Origin of the sequence: Pantoea sp. AN62 (genome assembly GCF_050432985.1) — a bacterium.
Taxonomy (GTDB): Bacteria; Pseudomonadota; Gammaproteobacteria; order Enterobacterales; family Enterobacteriaceae; genus Pantoea; species Pantoea brenneri.
Map to the genome: position 1 here is coordinate 43,628 of NZ_JBNPYB010000002.1, position 18,050 is coordinate 61,677.

Genomic DNA, 18,050 nt, shown 5'->3' on the forward strand with positions numbered 1-18,050 from the left:
GTGAATCATGCCGCAAAAACGCCCGACCACCTATCACGAAGTTAAACCTGGCGATCCGCATCCTCAGGGCTGGCAGGTGCCGCCGGTTAACGATTTGCGCTCGGCGATCGCGTTGCTGCAAACGTTACCGGGTCACTATATTGAGACCGATCGCGAAGTCGACCCGATTGCCGAACTGGCGGGCGTCTACCGCTATATCGGTGCCGGCGGGACAGTGATGCGGCCGACCCGCATCGGCCCGGCGATGACCTTTAATAACATCAAAGGCTTTCCGGATGCGCGGGTGCTGGTGGGGCTGATGGCCAGCCGCGAACGGGTCAGCGCGCTGCTGGGTGCGCCGGCACGCGAGCTGGGGATTCAGATGGCGCAGGCGCGACGTAACGTCACTCCGCCGGTGCAGACAGAGCAGAAGGATGCGCCATGTCAGCAGGTGGTCTATCGCGCCGACGATCCGGACTTTGATCTGCGTAAGATTCTGCCCGCACCAACCAATACCACTGAAGATGCCGGCCCTTACTTCTGCCTCGGGCTGGTGCTGGGCAGCGATCCGGACGACCGTGATAACACCGACGTCACTATTCATCGCTTATGTGTTCAGGGTAAGGATCAGCTGTCGATTTTCTTTGCGCCTGGCCGCCACATCGACGCCTTCCGGCAAAAAGCTGAAGCGGCAGGCAAGGCGCTGCCGGTATCAATCAATATGGGACTGGACCCGGCTATCACTATCGGCGCGGAGTTCGAAGCGCCCACTACGCCGTTTGGCTTCAATGAACTGTGCGTTGCCGGAGGACTGCGCGGCCGGCCGGTAGAGCTGGTCGACTGTTTGACGATAAACCAGCGCGCCATCGCCCGGGCCGAGATAGTGATAGAAGGCGAGATCCTGCCAGGCGTGCGGGTGGCGGAAGATCAGCACACCCACAGCGGCAAAGCGATGCCGGAGTTTCCGGGCTACACCGGCGAGGCCAATCCGTCGCTGCCAGTGATTAAGGTCAAAGCTATTACCACCCGCCGCCAGCCGATATTGCAGACCCTGGTCGGGCCGGGCGAAGAGCATGTCAGCCTTGCCGGTATCCCCACTGAGGCCAGTATCTATCTGCAATGTGAAGATGCGCTGCCCGGCCTGGTCAAAAACGTCTATGCCCACAGTGCCGGTGGCGGCAAGTTTCTGGCGGTGCTACAGGTGGCGAAACGCAATGCCGGTGATGACGGAATGACCCGCCAGGCGGCACTGATTGCGCTGGCGGTCTACCGCGAACTGAAGAACGTGATTCTGGTGGATGAGGATGTCGATCTGTTTGATACCGATGACGTGATGTGGGCGATGCAGACCCGCTTTGTCGGCGATCTGGATACGTTGTTTGTGCCGGGCGTGGCCGGGCATGTGCTCGATCCTTCCCAGCAACCGTTTTACGATCCGCGCATCAGCGACAAAGGGACCACCACCAAAACCATCTTTGACTGTACCGTGCCGTTTAAACTCAAACCGCATTTCATTCGCGCCCGGTTTGCTGAGGTCGATCCCAGCCTGTGGGCACCCTCATTGTTCCCGCGTTAATCCGCCACCAGCTGTAACCCGCCGCTGACTGACGGCGGGTTACTTTCAGTAAAGCGTCTCGAAATCCGCCTTTCCGCTCAGCTTCGCCTGCATGGCTGCCGCCAGACGGGTCAGCAGGATCGCGGCCAGCGCGAAGCCGCTGCCGATGGCGGTTGCCAGCAGACGATCCTCCGCCACGTTACCCTGCACCAGACCGGTGAGCGAAATCATCAGCACGACCATCAGCGTGACGAAGAAGGTAAAGACAAAATAGGAGCCGTTCGCCAGCCGGTAAGAGAGCGTGAAGGCGATGTACGCTGACAGGATAAATGCCGCCGCCAGCAGCGCAGGCTGATGCACATTGTGGCTGAGAATGCCTGCCGCCAGGCAACCCGATAGCGTGCCAAGGGTGCGGGCGGGTACCCGCAGCAGTGATTCACGAAAATGACTGCGCAGGCACAGCAGCAGGGTCATGCCGGTCCAGTAGCCGTTCTGCAGCGAAAAATGATGAACCGTCAGCAGCGCCGTGCCCATAGCGATGATGGCAAACACCACCGACCAGCGCAGATGTATTTTGGGCCGCGAGGCGTGTTTCAGCCGCCGGACAGCGCTGCGCCAGGTAAAGCGGGTCAGCGATTGCAGCCGGAAGTCCCCGCTGCGCACCAGCAGGCAAATCAGCATCAGCTGCACCGTACCGCCGAGCATTACCAGCCCGGCGCGGCTGGCGGCGTGACTGATGTCGCCCGGAAAATAACCGGATATCATCCAGGCGATGGCCGACTGTTGTACCACCCAGCCGGCGGTGCCATTAATGCCGCTGATTACCGCATAGCCAGCGGCGAACAGCATTGAACCGCTGATAAACAGCAGCAGGCTGCCGGTCAGCGCACCGAAAAATGCACACAGCCCGAGGCTGAGCAGGGTCGCCAGCAGTAATTTTGCTGACGATCCCTCCCAGGTTTTACTGGCACCAAACGCCAGCGGCAGTGCACCGCTGGCCATCACGCTGGCTTCCCGGAGATGCTGGGTCGCGAGGCCAATGCCAAAAATTATCAGGATAGCGGGCACACAGCAGAGTGCTAATCGCATGTCATGTCTGAGTTGTTGAGTACTGTTCACGTCACGGCATTTCCCTGATCTGAATCCCAATGGCAACATTGCCGCTGACAAAAGTGTGAACCAGATCTCATCTGTCAGCCAGATTTTTACCGCTGGCTGGAGAGCAGCGGCGGCTGCAACAGCGGTTCACGACCGGGGTAAGCGTGCGCTGTGTCACATTATCGGGTTGCTAAGGCGGTTCTTCCTTTCTATAGTCTGCCCGCGCTTACCGGGCGACGGGGTGCCCGTTATCCGGCTCTGCGGTTCTGTTATCTGTTCAATCCATTGGGAAAATATGTTGTTAAAAAATAATCGTCAAACCGACGCTGCCGGCTTTGCCCGCTGGGCGTTGCTGGCACTGGCGCTGGGAGGTTTTGGCATCGGCACCGGCGAGTTCATCATGATGGGCTTGCTGCCCGACGTCTCACGCTCATTAGCGATCACTGAGCCGCAGGCCGGTAACGCCATCGCCAGCTATGCGCTGGGCGTAGTCGTGGGCGCGCCGGTGATTGCCGTGCTCGCCGCACGGATGGCGCGCAAGTCACTGCTGCTGATCCTGATGGCACTGTTCAGCCTGGGGAATGTCGCCAGCGCCATGGCTGAAAGCTATCACGGACTGCTGGTGGCGCGCTTTCTGACCGGCCTGCCGCACGGTGCTTACTTTGGCGTGGCATCACTGGTGGCCGCCTCGCTGGTGCCGATCGAACGACGTGGACGGGCGCTGGCGTCACTGATGCTCGGGCTGACGGTCGCGACCCTGATTGGCGTACCGCTGGGCTCGTGGATCGGGCAGTTGTTCAGCTGGCACGTGGTCTTTACCTTTGTCGGGGCGATTGGGCTGCTGACCTGTCTGCTGATTGGGCGCTACGTGCCTTACACCCCAGGCGATGCGGATGCGCATCCGCTGCGTGAACTGGGTGCGCTGAAAAATGCTCAGGTGCTGCTGACGCTGCTGGTGGGCGCGGTAGGCTTTGGCGGTATGTTTGCCATCTTCAGTTATATTGCGCCGACGCTGATCAACCTGGCCGGAATGTCTGCTGCGCTGATTCCGTGGGCAATGGTGGCGTTCGGACTGGGGATGATTATCGGCAACCTAGTGGGCGGACGGCTTGCTGACGGTGCGGTACTGAATATCATTGGCTGGACGCTGTTGTGGAATGTGCTGGTGATGGCCGCCTTCCCCCTGCTGGTGCAACATGTGGCAACCGGATTACTGGCCACGTTCCTGATTGGCACCTGTTCGGTGCTGCTGCCGTCGCTGCAGATTCGCCTGATGGACGTTGCCAATGATTCGCAAACGCTGGCGGCAGCGATGAACCACTCAGCGCTGAACATTGCTAACGCGATGGGTGCCTGGCTGGGAGGGCTGACCGTGTCACTGGGTTATGGCTGGATCTCAACCGCCTGGGTCGGCGTGGCGTTGGGGATTGCCGGTCTGATGGTGTTTACCGTGACGGCGCGTCATGCCGCACGACAGCAGCCTGAACCGGCGTAATCCCCGCATCTGAAGCGCAACGAGGGATGAGTGAGTTTATCGTTGCGCGTTATTTCAGCTTTTTTATTTCCCGGTATTATCCCGCGCCGGGTTATTTATTTTTCCGGCGCATCGCTTTATTTTTCCGCCAGGCGAAGCGCGAATTTCCCCGCCTGAAAAACATACCGCTGCGATTAAAAGCGCTCCGGACGTCTGGATGTTAAAATTAAATTAAAATAGTGTTTGATAAAAGCGGTGAGGCGTGGCTTAATAGCGTCATCGGTTTGGAACACAGACCTTATGAAAGCAGTTTTAGTAAAGCAGTCCTCAGTGCAAGCGATATCAAAAGATACCCCTTCTTCGTGAGTCTCCTCCTAAGTGCCTAGTAAGTATCCCTCTGAAAGACAGGCCATCTTCGCCACTTAGTGGCTCATAAATTAAGGAAGTATCGATGTCTAATAAAATGACTGGTTTAGTAAAATGGTTTGACGCTGGTAAAGGTTTTGGTTTTATCTCTCCTCAGGATGGCAGCAAAGATGTATTCGTACATTTCTCTGCAATTCAGGGTAACGATTATAAAACTCTGGATGAAGGTCAGCAGGTCGAATTCACTATTGAAAACGGCGCTAAAGGCCCATCAGCAGCTAACGTCAGCCCGCTGTAAATTTTAATTGTCAATTACGCTTACAATCGCGATGACGGTAATAACCTGAGCAGATAAGCCTGAAATTGATAATTAACAGAACCCGCCTTGTGCGGGTTTTTTGTTTTTTTAGTCCGCCCTGAAATTATAATAATGGCTGTGTTTATCTCCGCTGACTTATTCTGTTCTGCATCTTTCTCTCTGCTGTTACCCATTTGCCTCTCCGGCGCATAGATTGCCCCTTCTTCAGCCTGGTCTGATGCTATTTTTAGCCCATAACATCGGCGCGCCCCTGACTACGCTGATGCTGAACACGTGACAAAAACCCCTGACATACTGACATGCTGGAGATCCAAATGAAGAAGATCGGCATTAATGGTTTTGGACGTATCGGCCGTCTGGTCCTCAGACGCATTCTTGAGCAGCAGGAAGCGGTTGAAATCGTTGCCATCAACGATTTAACCTCGCCAGAAATGCTGGCCTACCTGCTGAAATATGACACCAACTACGGCGCTTTTCCGTTCAGCGTTGAGGCGGGTGACAAAGCGCTGCAGGTGGATGGCAAAAAAATCACCGTGTACGCCGAGAAAGAGGCGCGCAACATTCCGTGGGGCGAGCTGGGCGTAGACGTGGTGATTGAGTGTACCGGCTTCTATACCTCAGCAGAAAAAGCTCAGGCACATATCGATGCGGGGGCGAAACGGGTATTGATCTCCGCGCCAGCGGGGGAGATGAAGACCGTTGTGTTTAACGTCAACCACGACACGCTCAGCGCTGAAGACACCATTGTTTCGGTTGCCTCCTGTACTACCAACTGCCTGGCGCCGATGGCGAAAGCGCTGCATGACAGTTTCGGCATCAAAGTCGGCACCATGACCACCATCCATGCTTACACCGGCACTCAGGCGCTGGTGGACGGGCCGCGCGGCAAAGATTTCCGGGCCTCGCGCGCGGCGGCAGAGAACATCATTCCGCATACCACCGGCGCGGCGAAGGCGATTGGTCTGGTGATCCCTGAACTGGCAGGCAAGCTAAAAGGGCATGCGCAGCGCGTGCCGACTAAAACCGGATCGGTCACCGAGCTGGTGACGATTCTGGAGAAGAAAGTGACGGTCGACCAGATAAACGCCGCCCTGAAGCAGGCGTGCGAAAACAACGAGTCGTTTAACTATACCGAGGATCCGATTGTCTCCTCCGATGTGATTGGCCTGCCATACGGGTCGATTTTTGATGCCAGCCAGACTGAAATCAGTGAAGCGGGCGATCTGCAACTGGTTAAAACCGTCTCGTGGTATGACAACGAATATGGCTTTGTCACTCAGCTGGTGCGGGTGCTGCACAAATTCGTCAATCTTTAAGCCGGTCAGGCCGTTCTCAGGAACGGCCTTTTTCGCCTTTAACGCAGGCTGGCCACCAGCCACTGCTGCAATTCATTCAGTTCCTGCTGCTGTTGCGGGAAATCATCGCTGAGCTGAATCAATACCTCGTCCAGCGCCTCCGGCCGGTAAGCGATGCCCTGTAACCGCTGCGCCAGCGTTTCCAGCGGCGTCGGATTGAGGCTGTCGCTAAAAATCTGACAGCGCGAGATAACACCGCGTTCAACGTCGAAGTGAATCTCAACGCCGCCCCAGCTAAACCGCTGATCCAGCAGATGCGAGAAGTCCGGTGCCTGACCAAAATTCCATTCCCAGCTGCTCTGGCGGGCAAACTGCTGTTCAAAGCCCGGCAGATCGGGCAGCGCTGCCGGTGAGATGTACTCAGGCTCGCAGTGCGCATTAAAATGTTCAAAATAGGCTTCGGTCACCGCGGCACAAATCGCCTCATAGCTGATGCCTGGGCTTAACTCCGCCAGATTCGCCACTCTGGCGCGCACCGAGGTGATGCCTTTGGCCTGCAATTTTTTAACGTCGGGATTAAGGTAATCTGCCAGCCGTGACAGATCGGCGTTGATCAGAATGGTGCCGTGGTGAAAGCCGCGATCGGGCGTTTCCCGGTAAGCCGATCCGGATATCTTGCGCAGTCCGTCGGCGGTGCTGACCACCAGATCGTTACGTCCTGACGCTTCGGCCGGCAAGCCCAGTTTCGCCAGCGCACGCAGAATAATTGCGGTTGAAACGCTCTTATCATAGTCCGGTTTACCGGCCATAAAGGTGAAGCAGCAGTTGCCGAGATCGTGAAACACTGCGCCGCCACCGCTGCTGCGACGGGCCAGCCGGATGCCATCCTCTGCCATACGCCGGGTATTGCACTCCTTCCACGGGTTTTGCGCTCGGCCGATCACCACGGTTTCCGCATTGCGCCATAAAAACAGTACCCGCTGGGTCGCTGGCATCTGACGGAAAATGCACTCTTCCACCGCCAGGTTAAACCAGGGATCGTTCGACTCAGATAACAATAAACGTAACGAGGACATCAATTACTCCCGTTCCTTAAGAGAGGGCGCCCGGCTGTCAGGCAGATGACACAGTGTAACAGCAGAGCGTAGCGACATTAAGCGGACGCGCGTCCCGGCAGAAGCGGGAAGGTATGTTCTGCATGCTGGCGGGTGGGCAACTCAGGTGAGTCACCATGATGGCGTGTTGCTTGACGTGCAACAGATGCCATGATGTTCCTCATCAGGCAACATTGAGAGTACGGATGATTAAAATCTGATGACAATGCATAATCCTCCGCAAGCGGGTGGAATCATTTCCGCTATGATTGAAGATCCGGATATCGGTATCAGGGAACTGGCAGCTGCGATGGCCATCGCGCCGTTTTCAGCCTGACGCAATTATTGCTTTTTAGCGGGTATTGCCTGTTCCGATCAATAAACCCAACCTCAGAACACCGCTCACCCTGAAGCCGTTTTCCCTTCTACCCACCACCCTAATCCAGGCCACGTGAATTCTTCATGCTGTCCGGCAGCGGTAAAAAAACATTAAATGCCGTCTGCCAGCCAATCCCGGCACATCACGGTGCGCCATTATGCCAATATTGAGGTTCACGTCGCTTAAGCGCACTGATAATGCTGCTTATTTTACTCGTCCCGATAGGTGCTTGCCGTTATGAATGCCTCTGCTGGCATAGTGATGAAAATCCTGGCTGCGTTAAGTTCGACGCTGATGCTGGCCTGCGTAAAAGGGCTGGATGGCGCTATTCCGGTCGGTGAAGTGATCTTTTTCCGATCGGTGCTGGCGCTGGTGCCGCTGATGATCTGGTTGCGGGTGCAGGGCAGCGTACTGGACGGCATCCGCACCCGGAATGTTCGCGGGCATTTCCTGCGCGGTCTGGCGGGCACCGGCGGCCTCTATTTCAGCTACCTGTCGCTGCTCTATATCTCCCTGACCGATGCCACCGCGATTAACTATGCGGCTCCGCTGTTTACCGTGCTACTGGCGGCGCTGCTGCTGCGTGAAAAGGTGCGGCATCATCGCTGGGTCGCGGTTGTGGCCGGATTCAGTGGCATCATGGTGATGTTCTCCGGACATCTGTCATTCAATGCCAGCTTCTCGCTATCCGCTTCTGCCGGGATTTTACTGGCGCTGATGGCGGCGTTTTGTACCGCCTGCGCGCTGGTGCAGATACGTTTTCTCAATGGGAAAGAGAAGCCGGGCGCAATCGCCTTCTGGTTCGCGGTGACCACTGCCTTAACCTCGCTGATCACCCTGATCGGCGGCTGGAAAATACCGCACGGATCGCAACTGCTGCTGCTGGTGGGTTGTGGATTGCTGGGCGGCATCACGCAGATTCTGATGACCTTAAGTCTGCGCTACGCCGAAGCCTCGTTGCTGGCACCGTTTGATTACACCACTTTGCTGTGGTCGGTGGCGGTGGGTTACCTGTTGCTGGGGAATCTGCCTGAATCCACTACCGTCATCGGCGCAATTCTGGTGGTGCTCGGCGGGCTCTATTCAGTGCTGTATGAGCGTTACCGCTTTCGCCGCAGCCGGATTGTTAACGCCAGCTCTTAACACCTTGCCGATTACTTCAGCTAAAACCTCGCCGCGATCGCGTTTTCCGATCGAGGCGCTATCCAGCCGGATGAACTGTGATCGCGGCGAAAGTTTGATCATTTGTAATCGATTACTTTACAGCTCACCAACCGGTAATCGATGATAAATGACGAGGTTCTGATGATAGCGACAGTGCAGGAGAGTGCGCGTCAGCGCATGCAGCAGCGGCTGCTGGTTCCACGTCTTTCCCTGATGATGTTTATGCAGTTTTTCATCTGGGGCAGCTGGTCAGTCACCCTGGGTCTGGTAATGACCCAGCATAATATGTCGCTGCTGATTGGCGATGCGTTTTCGGCCGGGCCGATCGCCTCGATTTTATCGCCCTTCGTGCTCGGTATGCTGGTGGATCGCTTCTTTCCGTCGCAAAAGGTGATGGCGGTAATGAATCTCGCGGGCGCGGTGATTATGTGGTTGGTGCCGCAGGCGCTGATCGATGAAAACGGCGCGCTGCTGATTGCGCTGTTATTCGGCTATACCCTCTGCTTTATGCCGACGCTGGCGCTGTCGAATAACATTGCGTTTCACAGCCTGGCCAGCAGTGAGAAAAGTTTTCCGGTTGTCCGGGTGTTCGGCACTATCGGCTGGATCGTGGCGGGGATATTTATTGGCGTAACCGGCATTTCCGCCAGTACTGCGGTTTTCCAGCTGGCGGCGCTGAGTTCGCTGGTGCTGGCTATCTACAGCCTGACGCTGCCGCATACGCCGGCCCCGGCCAAAGGGTTGCCGCTCAAAGTGCGGGACCTGTTCTGTGCCGATGCCTTTGCGTTGCTTAAGCTGCGTCATTTTCTGGTGTTTGCACTGTGCGCCACGCTGATTTCGATTCCGCTCGGGACCTATTACGCCTTCACCGCATCCTGGCTGGCGGATGCCGGGGTTCAGAATGTCAGTACGCTGATGTCGCTGGGGCAGATGTCGGAAATCGTCTTTATGCTGATCATCCCGCTGCTGTTTCGTCGCCTTGGCGTGAAATACATGCTGCTGATTGGCATGGCGGCGTGGTTTGTTCGCTATGCGCTGTTTGCGCTGGGGATGAGTGATGAGACGCGTAGTCTGATCTATCTCGGCATCCTGTTGCACGGCGTCTGCTATGACTTTTTCTTTGTAGTGGGCTTTATTTATACCGATCGCATTGCCGGTGAAAAGGTTAAAGGTCAGGCACAGAGCATGGTGGTGATGTTTACTTATGGCATTGGCATGTTGCTGGGATCGCAGATCTCCGGCGCGCTCTATAACCAGCTGGTGGCGGGCAATGCCAGCGCGCAGAGCTGGGCCATTTTCTGGTGGATCCCGGCGGCGGCGGCGGCGCTGATTGCGATTATTTTCCTGTTCTCGTTCAGATATCGGGATTGAGTGTTTCATTTAAGGAGGCGGAGATGAAAACAGTAAAAGGGCCAGGCATATTCCTGTCGCAGTTTATCGGCGATCGGCCACCGTTTAATTCGCTGGCCGGACTGGCTGAATGGGCGGCGGGACTGGGATACAAGGCGTTGCAGATCCCCTGTCATCAGCCCGCGATTTTTGATGTTGAGCAGGCGGCCGTCAGTCAGACCTACTGTGACGATATCCGCGGTCTGCTGGCGGGCTATGGACTGGAAATCAGTGAACTTTCAACCCATCTGGAAGGGCAATTGATCGCGGTAAATCCGGTCTTTGATGCTGCCTTCGACAGTTTTGCTCCAGCGGCGCTGCGCGGCGATCCGGCCAGGCGTACTGAGTGGGCCATTGCCACGCTAAAGCGCGCGGCAGCGGCTTCGGAAAAACTCGGCCTGCAGGCGCATGCGACCTTTTCCGGATCGCTGGCCTGGCCGTGGTTCTATCCGTGGCCACCGCAAAGCCCGGCGCTGTTCGATGAGGCCTTCGCCGAACTGGCGCGCCGCTGGTTACCGGTGCTGGACAGCTTTGACCGGCACGGCGTTGATCTCTGTTATGAAATTCATCCGGGCGAAGATCTGCATGATGGCGTGACGTTTGAGCGATTTCTGGCGCAGGTCAATCATCATCCGCGCTGCAATATTCTGTTTGATCCCAGCCATCTCCATCTGCAACACATCGATTATCTGCAATTTATCGATATCTATCATCCGCGGATTAAGGCGTTTCACGTTAAGGATGCCGAATTTCTGCGCAATGGCCGCAGTGGCGTTTACGGCGGATATCAGCCGTGGCTGTCGCGGGCCGGTCGTTTCCGCTCGCCGGGCGACGGGCAGATCGACTTTAAAACCATTTTCAGCAAGCTGGCGCAGTACGATTACCCAGGCTGGGCGGTGCTGGAATGGGAATGCTGCCTGAAAGCGGGCGAGACCGGCGCGCGTGAAGGCGCAGAGTTTATCCGTCGCCATATTATTCCGGTCGCCGATCGCGCTTTTGACGATTTTGCCGCCGCCGCTGCGCCGGTACGCAGGCAACTGGGGCTGGACTGAGTCCCTGAAGGTCGGGCGGGCGACGCAGCGGTGCAGAAAAATGTGTTAGCCTGCCTGTCACCGATTTGAGCAAGGGTTGCCATAATGTCGATTCAGAAAATCGCCCGGCTGGCCGGGGTCTCGGTTGCCACGGTTTCACGGGTGTTAAATAACAGCGACAGTGTCAAAGATCGCAATCGCCAGAAGGTGCTGCAGGCGATCAAAGAGAGTAATTATCAGCCTAACCTGCTGGCGCGTCAGTTGCGTACCGCCCGCAGCTCCATGATTCTGGTGATGGTCTCGGATATTTCTAACCCGTTTTGCGCTGAAGTGGTGAAAGGGATTGAGGAGCAGGCTGAGAAAAACGGTTATCGCATTCTGCTGTGTAATTCAGGTTCAGATATCGAGCGGTCGCGTTCCAGCCTGCAGTTGCTCTCCGGCAAAATGGTAGATGGCATCATCACCATGGATGCGTTCAGTAAACTGGCCGAGCTGAGTCAGTTGATTGGCACTGCGCCGTGGGTGCAGTGTGCTGAATATGACGACAGTGGCGCGACCTCCTGTGTCGGTATTGACGATCGCGTTGCCGCCCGGCAGGTGGTCGGGTATCTGGCTGAACAGGGACGGCAGCGCATCGGCCTGATCAATCACGATCTGAGTTACAACTATGCCCGGCTGCGTCAGCAGGGTTATCTGCAACAGCTCAGTCAACAACGGCTGAGCTGGCAGGCGATCGCCTACGCCAGTGAGCTGAGTTTTAGCGCCGGTCAGGCGGCGATGAATCTGTTACTGCAGGCTGAAACCCGGCCAGACGCGGTGTTTGCCGTCTCTGATACGCTTGCCGCCGGTGCAATGGCGGCTATTCAGCAGGCTGGCCTGCGCATCCCGGACGATATCGCCGTGGTTGGTTTTGACGGCACCGAGCTGGCCGGCATGGTTTCGCCGCCGCTTACCACCCTGGCCCAGCCGTCACGTGAGATAGGCCGTCAGGCGTGCGAACTGGTGCTGCAGAAAATTGCCCGGCCCGACGCGTCGCCGCAGCGCATCATCATGACCGGCGAATTAATCCTCCGCGCCAGCAGCTAACACCTCACTTATCAGCCTCCCGCTTTCATGCGAAATACCGCTTAGCGTTATTGTCCACTAATCCCTGACAGTGATTGGCTTTTGACGCCATTGTTCGACGATCAGGTTTACTTATATGCTGTTTCTAACGAAGGGCACTCGCGCTTCACACCATTAAACAGCACGTTAAGGGGCAGAACATGATTGAGCAAAGATTGTCAGAACAACGCGGCGTCGGTGATCACGGCTGGCTGAATTCACGTCACACCTTCTCCTTTGCCAACTACTGGGACCCGAAACAGGTTGGCTTTTCTGATCTGCTGGTCATTAATGATGACCGGGTGGCGAAAGGACGGGGCTTCGGTGCGCATCCCCACAGCAACATGGAGATTATCTCTTACGTACTGGAAGGCGCACTGGCGCACAAAGATTCGATGGGTACCGGTTCAGTTATCGTGCCCGGCGACGTGCAGCTGATGAGCGCCGGCAGTGGCGTGACGCACAGTGAGTTTAACCACTCCAGTACCGATGGCGTGCACTTCCTGCAAATCTGGGTGGTGCCGGCAGAGAAAAACAGCCCGCCGGGATATCAGCAGGTTTCGATCAGTGAAGCGGATAAACGCGGTAATCTGCGGCTGATTATATCGCCGGAAGGGGAAAATGGCGCGCTGCGGGTGCGTCAGGATATCCGTATCTATGCAGGCTTATTCGACGGAGACGAGCAGCAAACCCTGACGCTGCCGGACGATCGCTACGCTTATATTCATGTGGCGCGCGGCAGTATCACCGTTAATGGACTGCAGTTTAATGCCGGAGACGGTGCGCGGGTGCGTGACGAGAAAACTCTGACCTTCAGTGGCGGTAACGACGCGGAAGTATTGGTGTTCGACCTGCGGCCAAATGAAGTCAATCATCCGACCCGTTAACCGTTAATAAAAACTGCGCGGCTTGCACCGCGCAGTTTTTTGCTGTTAACGCGCGTTCAAAAACGCCAGCAGATCCTGATTCAGTTGATCCTGATGCGTCACCGCGAAACCGTGTGGCGCATTGTCATAGACCTTCAGTTCTGATCCTTCAATCATCTCTGCGGCCACTTTACCGGTGGATTCAAACGGCACCACCTGGTCGTTGCTGCCGTGGATCACCAGCGTCGGCACATCTACTTTGGCGATATCGGCACGGAAATCGGTCTCGGAGAAGGCGGTAACGCAATCAACGGTGCTCTTCAGTGAGGCCAGCAGCGCAATGTTCAGCGTCTGGGTCAGCACGCCTTCCGAAACGGTCTGACCGGCATTAAGGCCGTAGAACGGCGTGGCGAAATCACTGATGAACTGCGCACGATCTTTCAGCAGGCCATCGCGGATACCGGCAAACACCGACAGATCGACGCCCTGCGGGTAATCAGCGATTTTGCCGAACACCGGCGTTACCGCGCCAAGCAATACCAGCGCCGCCACACGTGCAGTGCCGTAACGGCCGATATAGCGCGTCACATCACCGCCGCCCATTGAGAAACCCACCAGTGTGACATCCTGCAGATCGAGATGATTAATCAAATCGTTAATATCAGAAGCAAAAGTATCGTAATCGTTGCCGGTCCAGGGTTGTTCGGAACGGCCAAAGCCACGACGGTCAAAAGCGATAACCCGGTAACCGCGCTCTGCCAGGAAATTCATCTGGCTGTCCCACATATCCGCATCCAGCGGCCAGCCGTGGCTGAACAGTACAGGCTTACCGGTGCCCCAGTCTTTGAAATAAATATGGGTGCCGTCGGTGGTTTTGAGTGTGCTCATGGTATTGCCCTCTACATGACGTGATGAATGAAAGGTTGCTGTACAGCCGGTCAGGCTGGTGCCACCAGGTATCGAACTTCAGGCGGATTTTCACCCTGATGAAAGGCGTTAACCCGACGCTGGATTTTTTGATCGTTGATGGTGTAGCGCTCTTTCTGGCGTAAATGTTCTACCCAGGAGCCCACCACAAAGGTTTCGACGAAAATGCCAGGCTGGAGAATATCTTCGTAGACTGACCAGTTGATGGCACCGCCCCGACGCCTGACGCGACGCATATCCTGCATGCAGACGGCAAAGGCATGGGCTTCATCAATATTAATCCGGTATTCGTAATTCACCATCACCGGACCGCGTTCATGACGAATATCCAGCACCGGGGCGTTAACGCCATCACCGATCATATCGAGATTCAGATCGGGGTCCTGATCCAGCCGCCAGCGCCACACCGTGCTGCTGGCCAGCACCATGCCGAGCGTGGCGATACAGAGTGAAACCGGAATGCTGAAGTGGGAAGCCAGCTGTCCCCAGAGGGTGCTGCCGAGCGTCATTGAGCCAAAGAAAACCGTCAGGTAGACCGCCAGCGCACGGGCCTTAACCCATTTCGCTGCGCTGCGCTGCGCGCCCAGGTTCAGCGTTGACAGCACCGCAATCCAGGCGAAGCCGGTAAAGAACTCGCAGGCATTCAGCAGCCAGAAATGACGGACAAATGCCAGCGCCAGCATGGTCAGGGCGAACAACAGACTGGCCAGCACCATCAGCCGATCGGAGCTGAAGCGGCGGCGCAGGCGCGGCAGCATCACCGCACCGGTAATCGCGCCAATGCCGATACAGGCCAGCATAATGCCGTAACCGCCCGGACCGAGGCCGAGTTCCCGACGTGCCACCAGCGGCAGCAAAGCCCAGCCGGCACTGCCGAACAGGAAGAAGGCGACCGTGCGCACCAGCACGTTGCGTAATACCGGCGCGGCGTGAACATAGCGCAGTCCGGCGCGAACGGCCGGGAAGAAGTGCTCCGGCGGCAGGCGCTGGACGCTGGGTTCCGCCTTCCAGCGATAGAGCACCCATGCCACGCCGAGCACCGACAGCGCATTCAGCAGAAACACCATCCACGGACCGGTAAAGGAGAGGATCAATCCACCCAGCGCCGGGCCGATAGCGCGACTGATATTGATACCCAGCGAATTCAGCGCAATCGCCGGACCCAGCTCCGATTTGCTCAACAGATCCGGGACGATCGCCTGGAACGGTGGCGAACTCATCGCGGCACCGGCGCTGAGCAGGAAGGCGGCGGCCAGCAATACCGTTGGCGTAACGTGGCCGGTATAGGCCAGTACCGTCAGCCCGGCGGCGGCGATAAAGGTCCACAGCTGGGAGAACAGCAGGTATTTGCGACGGTCAACGATATCCGCCATCACGCCCGACGGCAGGGCGAACAGAAACATCGGCAGGCTGCTGGCCGCCTGCACCAGCGCCACCGCCAGCGGATCGGCGCTGAGCGTTAGCATGGTCCAGTTGACGCCAACATCGTTCATCCACGAGCCGATATTGGAGACTACCGTGGCAATCCACAACATCCGAAACACCGGCTGATGCAGCGGCTGCATCGGAGAAACGGCGCCTGCTTTCGGCGCGTCGCTGACCTCCTGATCGAGCTGGTGAATGTCATTAACCTGCGCCATGGCGCACCTCCTGTTGAGCACTGGCACCCAGCCGCCAGCCGCCTGGCCCGGTTAATGCCAGCGTGGTGAAGATAATCAGCAACAGCCAGCCAAACTGGCCTTCAGCAATCGATCAGCCGGGATGAACCACCAGCATCGCCACCAGCAACACCGCAATGATCGGCAGACAGGCGAGGCGGGTACCCCAGCCGAGGATGATAAATATCGGACACACTACCTCCGCCAGAATGGCCGGCAGCAGACTCATCATCGGACCCAGTCCAAACGGGTCCTCGATACGCGTCAGTTCTTCACTGAAATGCAGGATCTTAGGCAGCCCGTGCACATGTAACAGCAGCAGGCTGCCCGCCAGTCGCAGGAAGAACAGCCCCGCGTTAACCCGGGGCGGCTGAGTGAATAAGGTCTTCATGATTAAAACGCGAAGCAGCTGCAGCCGAGCGCGCCCCAGAAGGCGTTGTCTTCGGCGACCGGCACGCTGGAGCCGCGCGCGATATCGTGCGAGTGGCTGTGTACGCCGCACGGACCGCTACAGTGGTGAGCCGCAGGCATCATGCCGACGCGGCTCTGCGCTACCGGCGGCGCGCTGCGGTAATGACCCGGCACGTTAACCACCGGAGACCACTCGGGCAGAACCGGAATGGCAGGCGGCGCTTCGGAGGTGAATGAACCGGCAGCATAGACGACGTTGCCATCCACCACGGTCAGCACCGATTCAATGCCTTTGATCTCCTCTTCAGGCACGCTGAAAAAGTCTTTGCTGAGCACGGCCATATCCGCCAGCTGACCCGCTTTAATCTGGCCTTTTTTACCCTGTTCACTGGAGAACCACGCGCTGCCCTGGGTCCAGAGCATCAGTGCGGTTTCGCGGTCGAGGCGGGCGTTAACGTCATACATCTGCATTCCACCGACGGTGCGTCCGGATACCAGCCAGTAAAGTGCGGTCCACGGGTTATAGCTGGCGACGCGGGTGGCATCGGTACCGAGTCCGACCGGCACGCCGGTTTCCAGCATCCGCGCCACCGGCGGCGTATGCCGGGTGGCTTCAATGCCGTAGCGTTCGGCAAAGTATTCACCCTGAAACGCCATGCGATGCTGGACCGCGATGCCGCCGCCCAGCTCTTTGATACGATCAATATTGCGCTGGGTGACCGTTTCCGCATGGTCGAAGAACCAGTGCAGCCCGTTAAACGGAATATCGCGGTTGACCTTCTCGAACACGTCGAGCATCCGGCTGATCGATTCGTCATAGGTGGCGTGCAGGCGGAACGGCCAGCGATGCTCGACCAGATGACGCACCACGCGCTCCAGCTCATCTTCCATGCCTGGCGCTAAGTCAGGACGCGGCTCAAGGAAATCCTCAAAGTCTGCCGCCGAAAACACCAGCATTTCGCCCGCGCCGTTGTGGCGGAAATAGTCGCTGCCCTGGCCCGGCGTCAGCATATCGGTCCACTTTTCGAAATCTTCCAGTTCGTGGCCTGGCCGCTGGGTAAACAGGTTATAGGCGATACGCAGGGTCATCTGCTTCTTCTGATGCAGTTCGGCGATCACTTGATAATCTTCGGGATAGTTCTGGAAACCGCCGCCGGCATCGATGGCACTGGTCAGGCCGAGGCGATTCAGCTCACGCATAAACTGGCGGGTGGAGTTGATCTGTTGCTCCAGCGGTAGCTTCGGCCCTTTGGCCAGCGTGGCGTAGAGGATCATCGCATTGGGGCGGGCAATCAGCATGCCGGTCGGATTACCGTTGCTGTCGCGCTGAATTTCGCCGCCCGGCGGGTTAGGTGTCTCTTTGGTGTAGCCCACTACTTTTAACGCGGCGCGGTTAAGCAGGGCGCGATCGTAGAGGTGCAGCACAAACACCGGCGTGTCCGGCGCGGCTTCGTTGATCTCATCGAGCGTCGGCATCCGGCGTTCAGCAAACTGGAATTCTGTCCAGCCGCCCACCACGCGCACCCACTGTGGCGACGGTGTACGCAGCGCCTGTTCCTTCAGCATACGCAGCGCATCGGCAACCGAAGGGACGCCTTCCCAGCGTAATTCGAGGTTGTAGTTCAGACCGCCACGGATCAGATGCAGGTGTGAGTCGTTCAGACCCGGCACGGCGGTGTGACCTTTCAAATCGATCACTTTGGTGCCGTCGCAATGGTATTCCATCACTTCCGCCAGCGAGCCGACCGCGACGAATTTGCCTTCGCGGATGGCGACGGCTTCGGCAAACGGATTGCTGCGGTCAACGGTGTGAAATTTGCCATTGGTTAATATCAGTTCTGCTTTACCCAGCGTAACCATAGATCCTCCTGAATGGGGTTGTCCGACTTGCCGCGGGACAGGGAAGTGCGCTGCAGGGAGCAGGGCACGAATAGAACGGAT

Annotated in this window: 15 protein-coding genes and 1 pseudogene; 10 read left to right on the forward strand and 6 right to left on the reverse strand. The window is 57.3% G+C overall.

The annotated features are described in order from the left end of the window. Window positions 1–7 precede the first annotated feature (7 nt). Window positions 8–1,555 (forward strand): UbiD family decarboxylase, encoded by a 1,548-nt coding sequence (locus tag FHW04_RS03180; protein ID WP_089561778.1) that lies wholly within the window; start codon window positions 8–10, stop codon window positions 1,553–1,555. Between the two features lie 45 nt (window positions 1,556–1,600). On the opposite strand, the gene FHW04_RS03185 is transcribed toward FHW04_RS03180, so the two are convergent. Beyond that, entirely contained in the window at window positions 1,601–2,653 is a 1,053-nt protein-coding gene (locus tag FHW04_RS03185) for an FUSC family protein (protein ID WP_179420060.1), read from the reverse strand. A gap of 274 nt (window positions 2,654–2,927) precedes the next feature. Here FHW04_RS03185 and FHW04_RS03190 point away from each other — a divergent pair, with 274 nt between their 5' ends. From FHW04_RS03190 to gap, 4 genes are all read left to right on the forward strand, one after another. Next, window positions 2,928–4,127 (forward strand): MFS transporter, encoded by a 1,200-nt coding sequence (locus FHW04_RS03190; RefSeq protein ID WP_227021901.1) that lies wholly within the window; start codon window positions 2,928–2,930, stop codon window positions 4,125–4,127. A 26-nt stretch (window positions 4,128–4,153) separates the two neighbouring features. After that, on the forward strand, window positions 4,154–4,330 hold the full coding sequence (locus FHW04_RS03195) for a hypothetical protein (RefSeq protein WP_158087041.1): 177 nt from the start codon (window positions 4,154–4,156) through the stop codon (window positions 4,328–4,330). Window positions 4,331–4,557: 227 nt separating this feature from the next. Continuing rightward, on the forward strand, window positions 4,558–4,770 hold the full coding sequence (gene cspE / locus FHW04_RS03200; RefSeq protein ID WP_031374430.1) for a transcription antiterminator/RNA stability regulator CspE: 213 nt from the start codon (window positions 4,558–4,560) through the stop codon (window positions 4,768–4,770). 335 nt (window positions 4,771–5,105) lie between these two features. Next, window positions 5,106–6,107: a type I glyceraldehyde-3-phosphate dehydrogenase gene (gap, locus tag FHW04_RS03205; RefSeq protein ID WP_046289315.1), complete on the forward strand. Its 1,002-nt coding sequence runs from the start codon at window positions 5,106–5,108 to the stop codon at window positions 6,105–6,107. 38 nt (window positions 6,108–6,145) lie between these two features. Here the strand turns inward: gap and FHW04_RS03210 are convergent, their stop codons facing one another. Further along, complete coding sequence (locus FHW04_RS03210; RefSeq protein ID WP_089561780.1) at window positions 6,146–7,162, reverse strand: lipoate--protein ligase A; 1,017 nt, start codon at window positions 7,160–7,162, stop codon at window positions 6,146–6,148. 634 nt (window positions 7,163–7,796) lie between these two features. Between FHW04_RS03210 and FHW04_RS03215 the strand changes: the two genes are divergently transcribed. The 5 genes from FHW04_RS03215 (at window position 7,797) to FHW04_RS03235 (ending at window position 13,134) form a co-directional block, all read left to right on the forward strand. Next, the gene (locus FHW04_RS03215; RefSeq protein ID WP_046289353.1) at window positions 7,797–8,702 is read left to right on the forward strand and encodes a DMT family transporter; all 906 of its coding nucleotides are present in this window, start codon (window positions 7,797–7,799) and stop codon (window positions 8,700–8,702) included. Window positions 8,703–8,864: 162 nt separating this feature from the next. After that, a complete protein-coding gene (locus FHW04_RS03220) occupies window positions 8,865–10,094 on the forward strand; it encodes an MFS transporter (RefSeq protein ID WP_069729749.1) in 1,230 nt (409 codons plus the stop codon). Window positions 10,095–10,117: 23 nt separating this feature from the next. Beyond that, on the forward strand, window positions 10,118–11,164 hold the full coding sequence (locus tag FHW04_RS03225; protein ID WP_089561781.1) for a sugar phosphate isomerase/epimerase family protein: 1,047 nt from the start codon (window positions 10,118–10,120) through the stop codon (window positions 11,162–11,164). Between the two features lie 84 nt (window positions 11,165–11,248). After that, window positions 11,249–12,229 (forward strand): LacI family DNA-binding transcriptional regulator, encoded by a 981-nt coding sequence (locus FHW04_RS03230; RefSeq protein WP_031374434.1) that lies wholly within the window; start codon window positions 11,249–11,251, stop codon window positions 12,227–12,229. Between the two features lie 179 nt (window positions 12,230–12,408). After that, window positions 12,409–13,134: a pirin family protein gene (locus tag FHW04_RS03235; RefSeq protein WP_031374435.1), complete on the forward strand. Its 726-nt coding sequence runs from the start codon at window positions 12,409–12,411 to the stop codon at window positions 13,132–13,134. 45 nt (window positions 13,135–13,179) lie between these two features. Here FHW04_RS03235 and FHW04_RS03240 read toward each other — a convergent pair whose 3' ends face one another. The 4 genes and pseudogenes from FHW04_RS03240 to FHW04_RS03255 form a co-directional block, all read right to left on the reverse strand. Next, window positions 13,180–14,001 carry an alpha/beta fold hydrolase gene (locus FHW04_RS03240; protein WP_069729745.1) on the reverse strand — a complete coding sequence of 274 codons (822 nt, stop codon included), beginning with the start codon at window positions 13,999–14,001 and terminating at the stop codon, window positions 13,180–13,182. A 50-nt stretch (window positions 14,002–14,051) separates the two neighbouring features. Next, entirely contained in the window at window positions 14,052–15,680 is a 1,629-nt protein-coding gene (locus FHW04_RS03245; protein WP_089561782.1) for an MFS transporter, read from the reverse strand. Further along, window positions 15,667–16,089, reverse strand: a pseudogene (locus FHW04_RS03250) (DoxX family protein). Before FHW04_RS03250 ends, FHW04_RS03245 begins: the two are co-directional and overlap by 14 nt. Before the next feature lie 2 nt (window positions 16,090–16,091). Continuing rightward, the gene (locus FHW04_RS03255) at window positions 16,092–17,969 is read right to left on the reverse strand and encodes an amidohydrolase (RefSeq protein ID WP_089561783.1); all 1,878 of its coding nucleotides are present in this window, start codon (window positions 17,967–17,969) and stop codon (window positions 16,092–16,094) included. Between the last annotated feature and the right edge of the window lie 81 nt (window positions 17,970–18,050).

Excerpts from the sequence above, each read along its gene's own strand:
- FHW04_RS03180 (WP_089561778.1), top strand. The coding sequence starts at position 8 with ATGCCGCAAAAACGCCCGACCACCTATCACGAAGTTAAACCTGGCGAT.
- FHW04_RS03190 (WP_227021901.1), top strand. The coding sequence starts at position 2,928 with ATGTTGTTAAAAAATAATCGTCAAACCGACGCTGCCGGCTTTGCCCGC.
- FHW04_RS03195 (WP_158087041.1), top strand. The coding sequence starts at position 4,154 with ATGAGTGAGTTTATCGTTGCGCGTTATTTCAGCTTTTTTATTTCCCGG.
- cspE (WP_031374430.1), top strand. The coding sequence starts at position 4,558 with ATGTCTAATAAAATGACTGGTTTAGTAAAATGGTTTGACGCTGGTAAA.
- gap (WP_046289315.1), top strand. The coding sequence starts at position 5,106 with ATGAAGAAGATCGGCATTAATGGTTTTGGACGTATCGGCCGTCTGGTC.
- FHW04_RS03210 (WP_089561780.1), bottom strand. The coding sequence starts at position 7,162 with ATGTCCTCGTTACGTTTATTGTTATCTGAGTCGAACGATCCCTGGTTT.
- FHW04_RS03215 (WP_046289353.1), top strand. The coding sequence starts at position 7,797 with ATGAATGCCTCTGCTGGCATAGTGATGAAAATCCTGGCTGCGTTAAGT.
- FHW04_RS03220 (WP_069729749.1), top strand. The coding sequence starts at position 8,865 with ATGATAGCGACAGTGCAGGAGAGTGCGCGTCAGCGCATGCAGCAGCGG.
- FHW04_RS03225 (WP_089561781.1), top strand. The coding sequence starts at position 10,118 with ATGAAAACAGTAAAAGGGCCAGGCATATTCCTGTCGCAGTTTATCGGC.
- FHW04_RS03230 (WP_031374434.1), top strand. The coding sequence starts at position 11,249 with ATGTCGATTCAGAAAATCGCCCGGCTGGCCGGGGTCTCGGTTGCCACG.
- FHW04_RS03235 (WP_031374435.1), top strand. The coding sequence starts at position 12,409 with ATGATTGAGCAAAGATTGTCAGAACAACGCGGCGTCGGTGATCACGGC.
- FHW04_RS03240 (WP_069729745.1), bottom strand. The coding sequence starts at position 14,001 with ATGAGCACACTCAAAACCACCGACGGCACCCATATTTATTTCAAAGAC.
- FHW04_RS03245 (WP_089561782.1), bottom strand. The coding sequence starts at position 15,680 with ATGGCGCAGGTTAATGACATTCACCAGCTCGATCAGGAGGTCAGCGAC.
- FHW04_RS03255 (WP_089561783.1), bottom strand. The coding sequence starts at position 17,969 with ATGGTTACGCTGGGTAAAGCAGAACTGATATTAACCAATGGCAAATTT.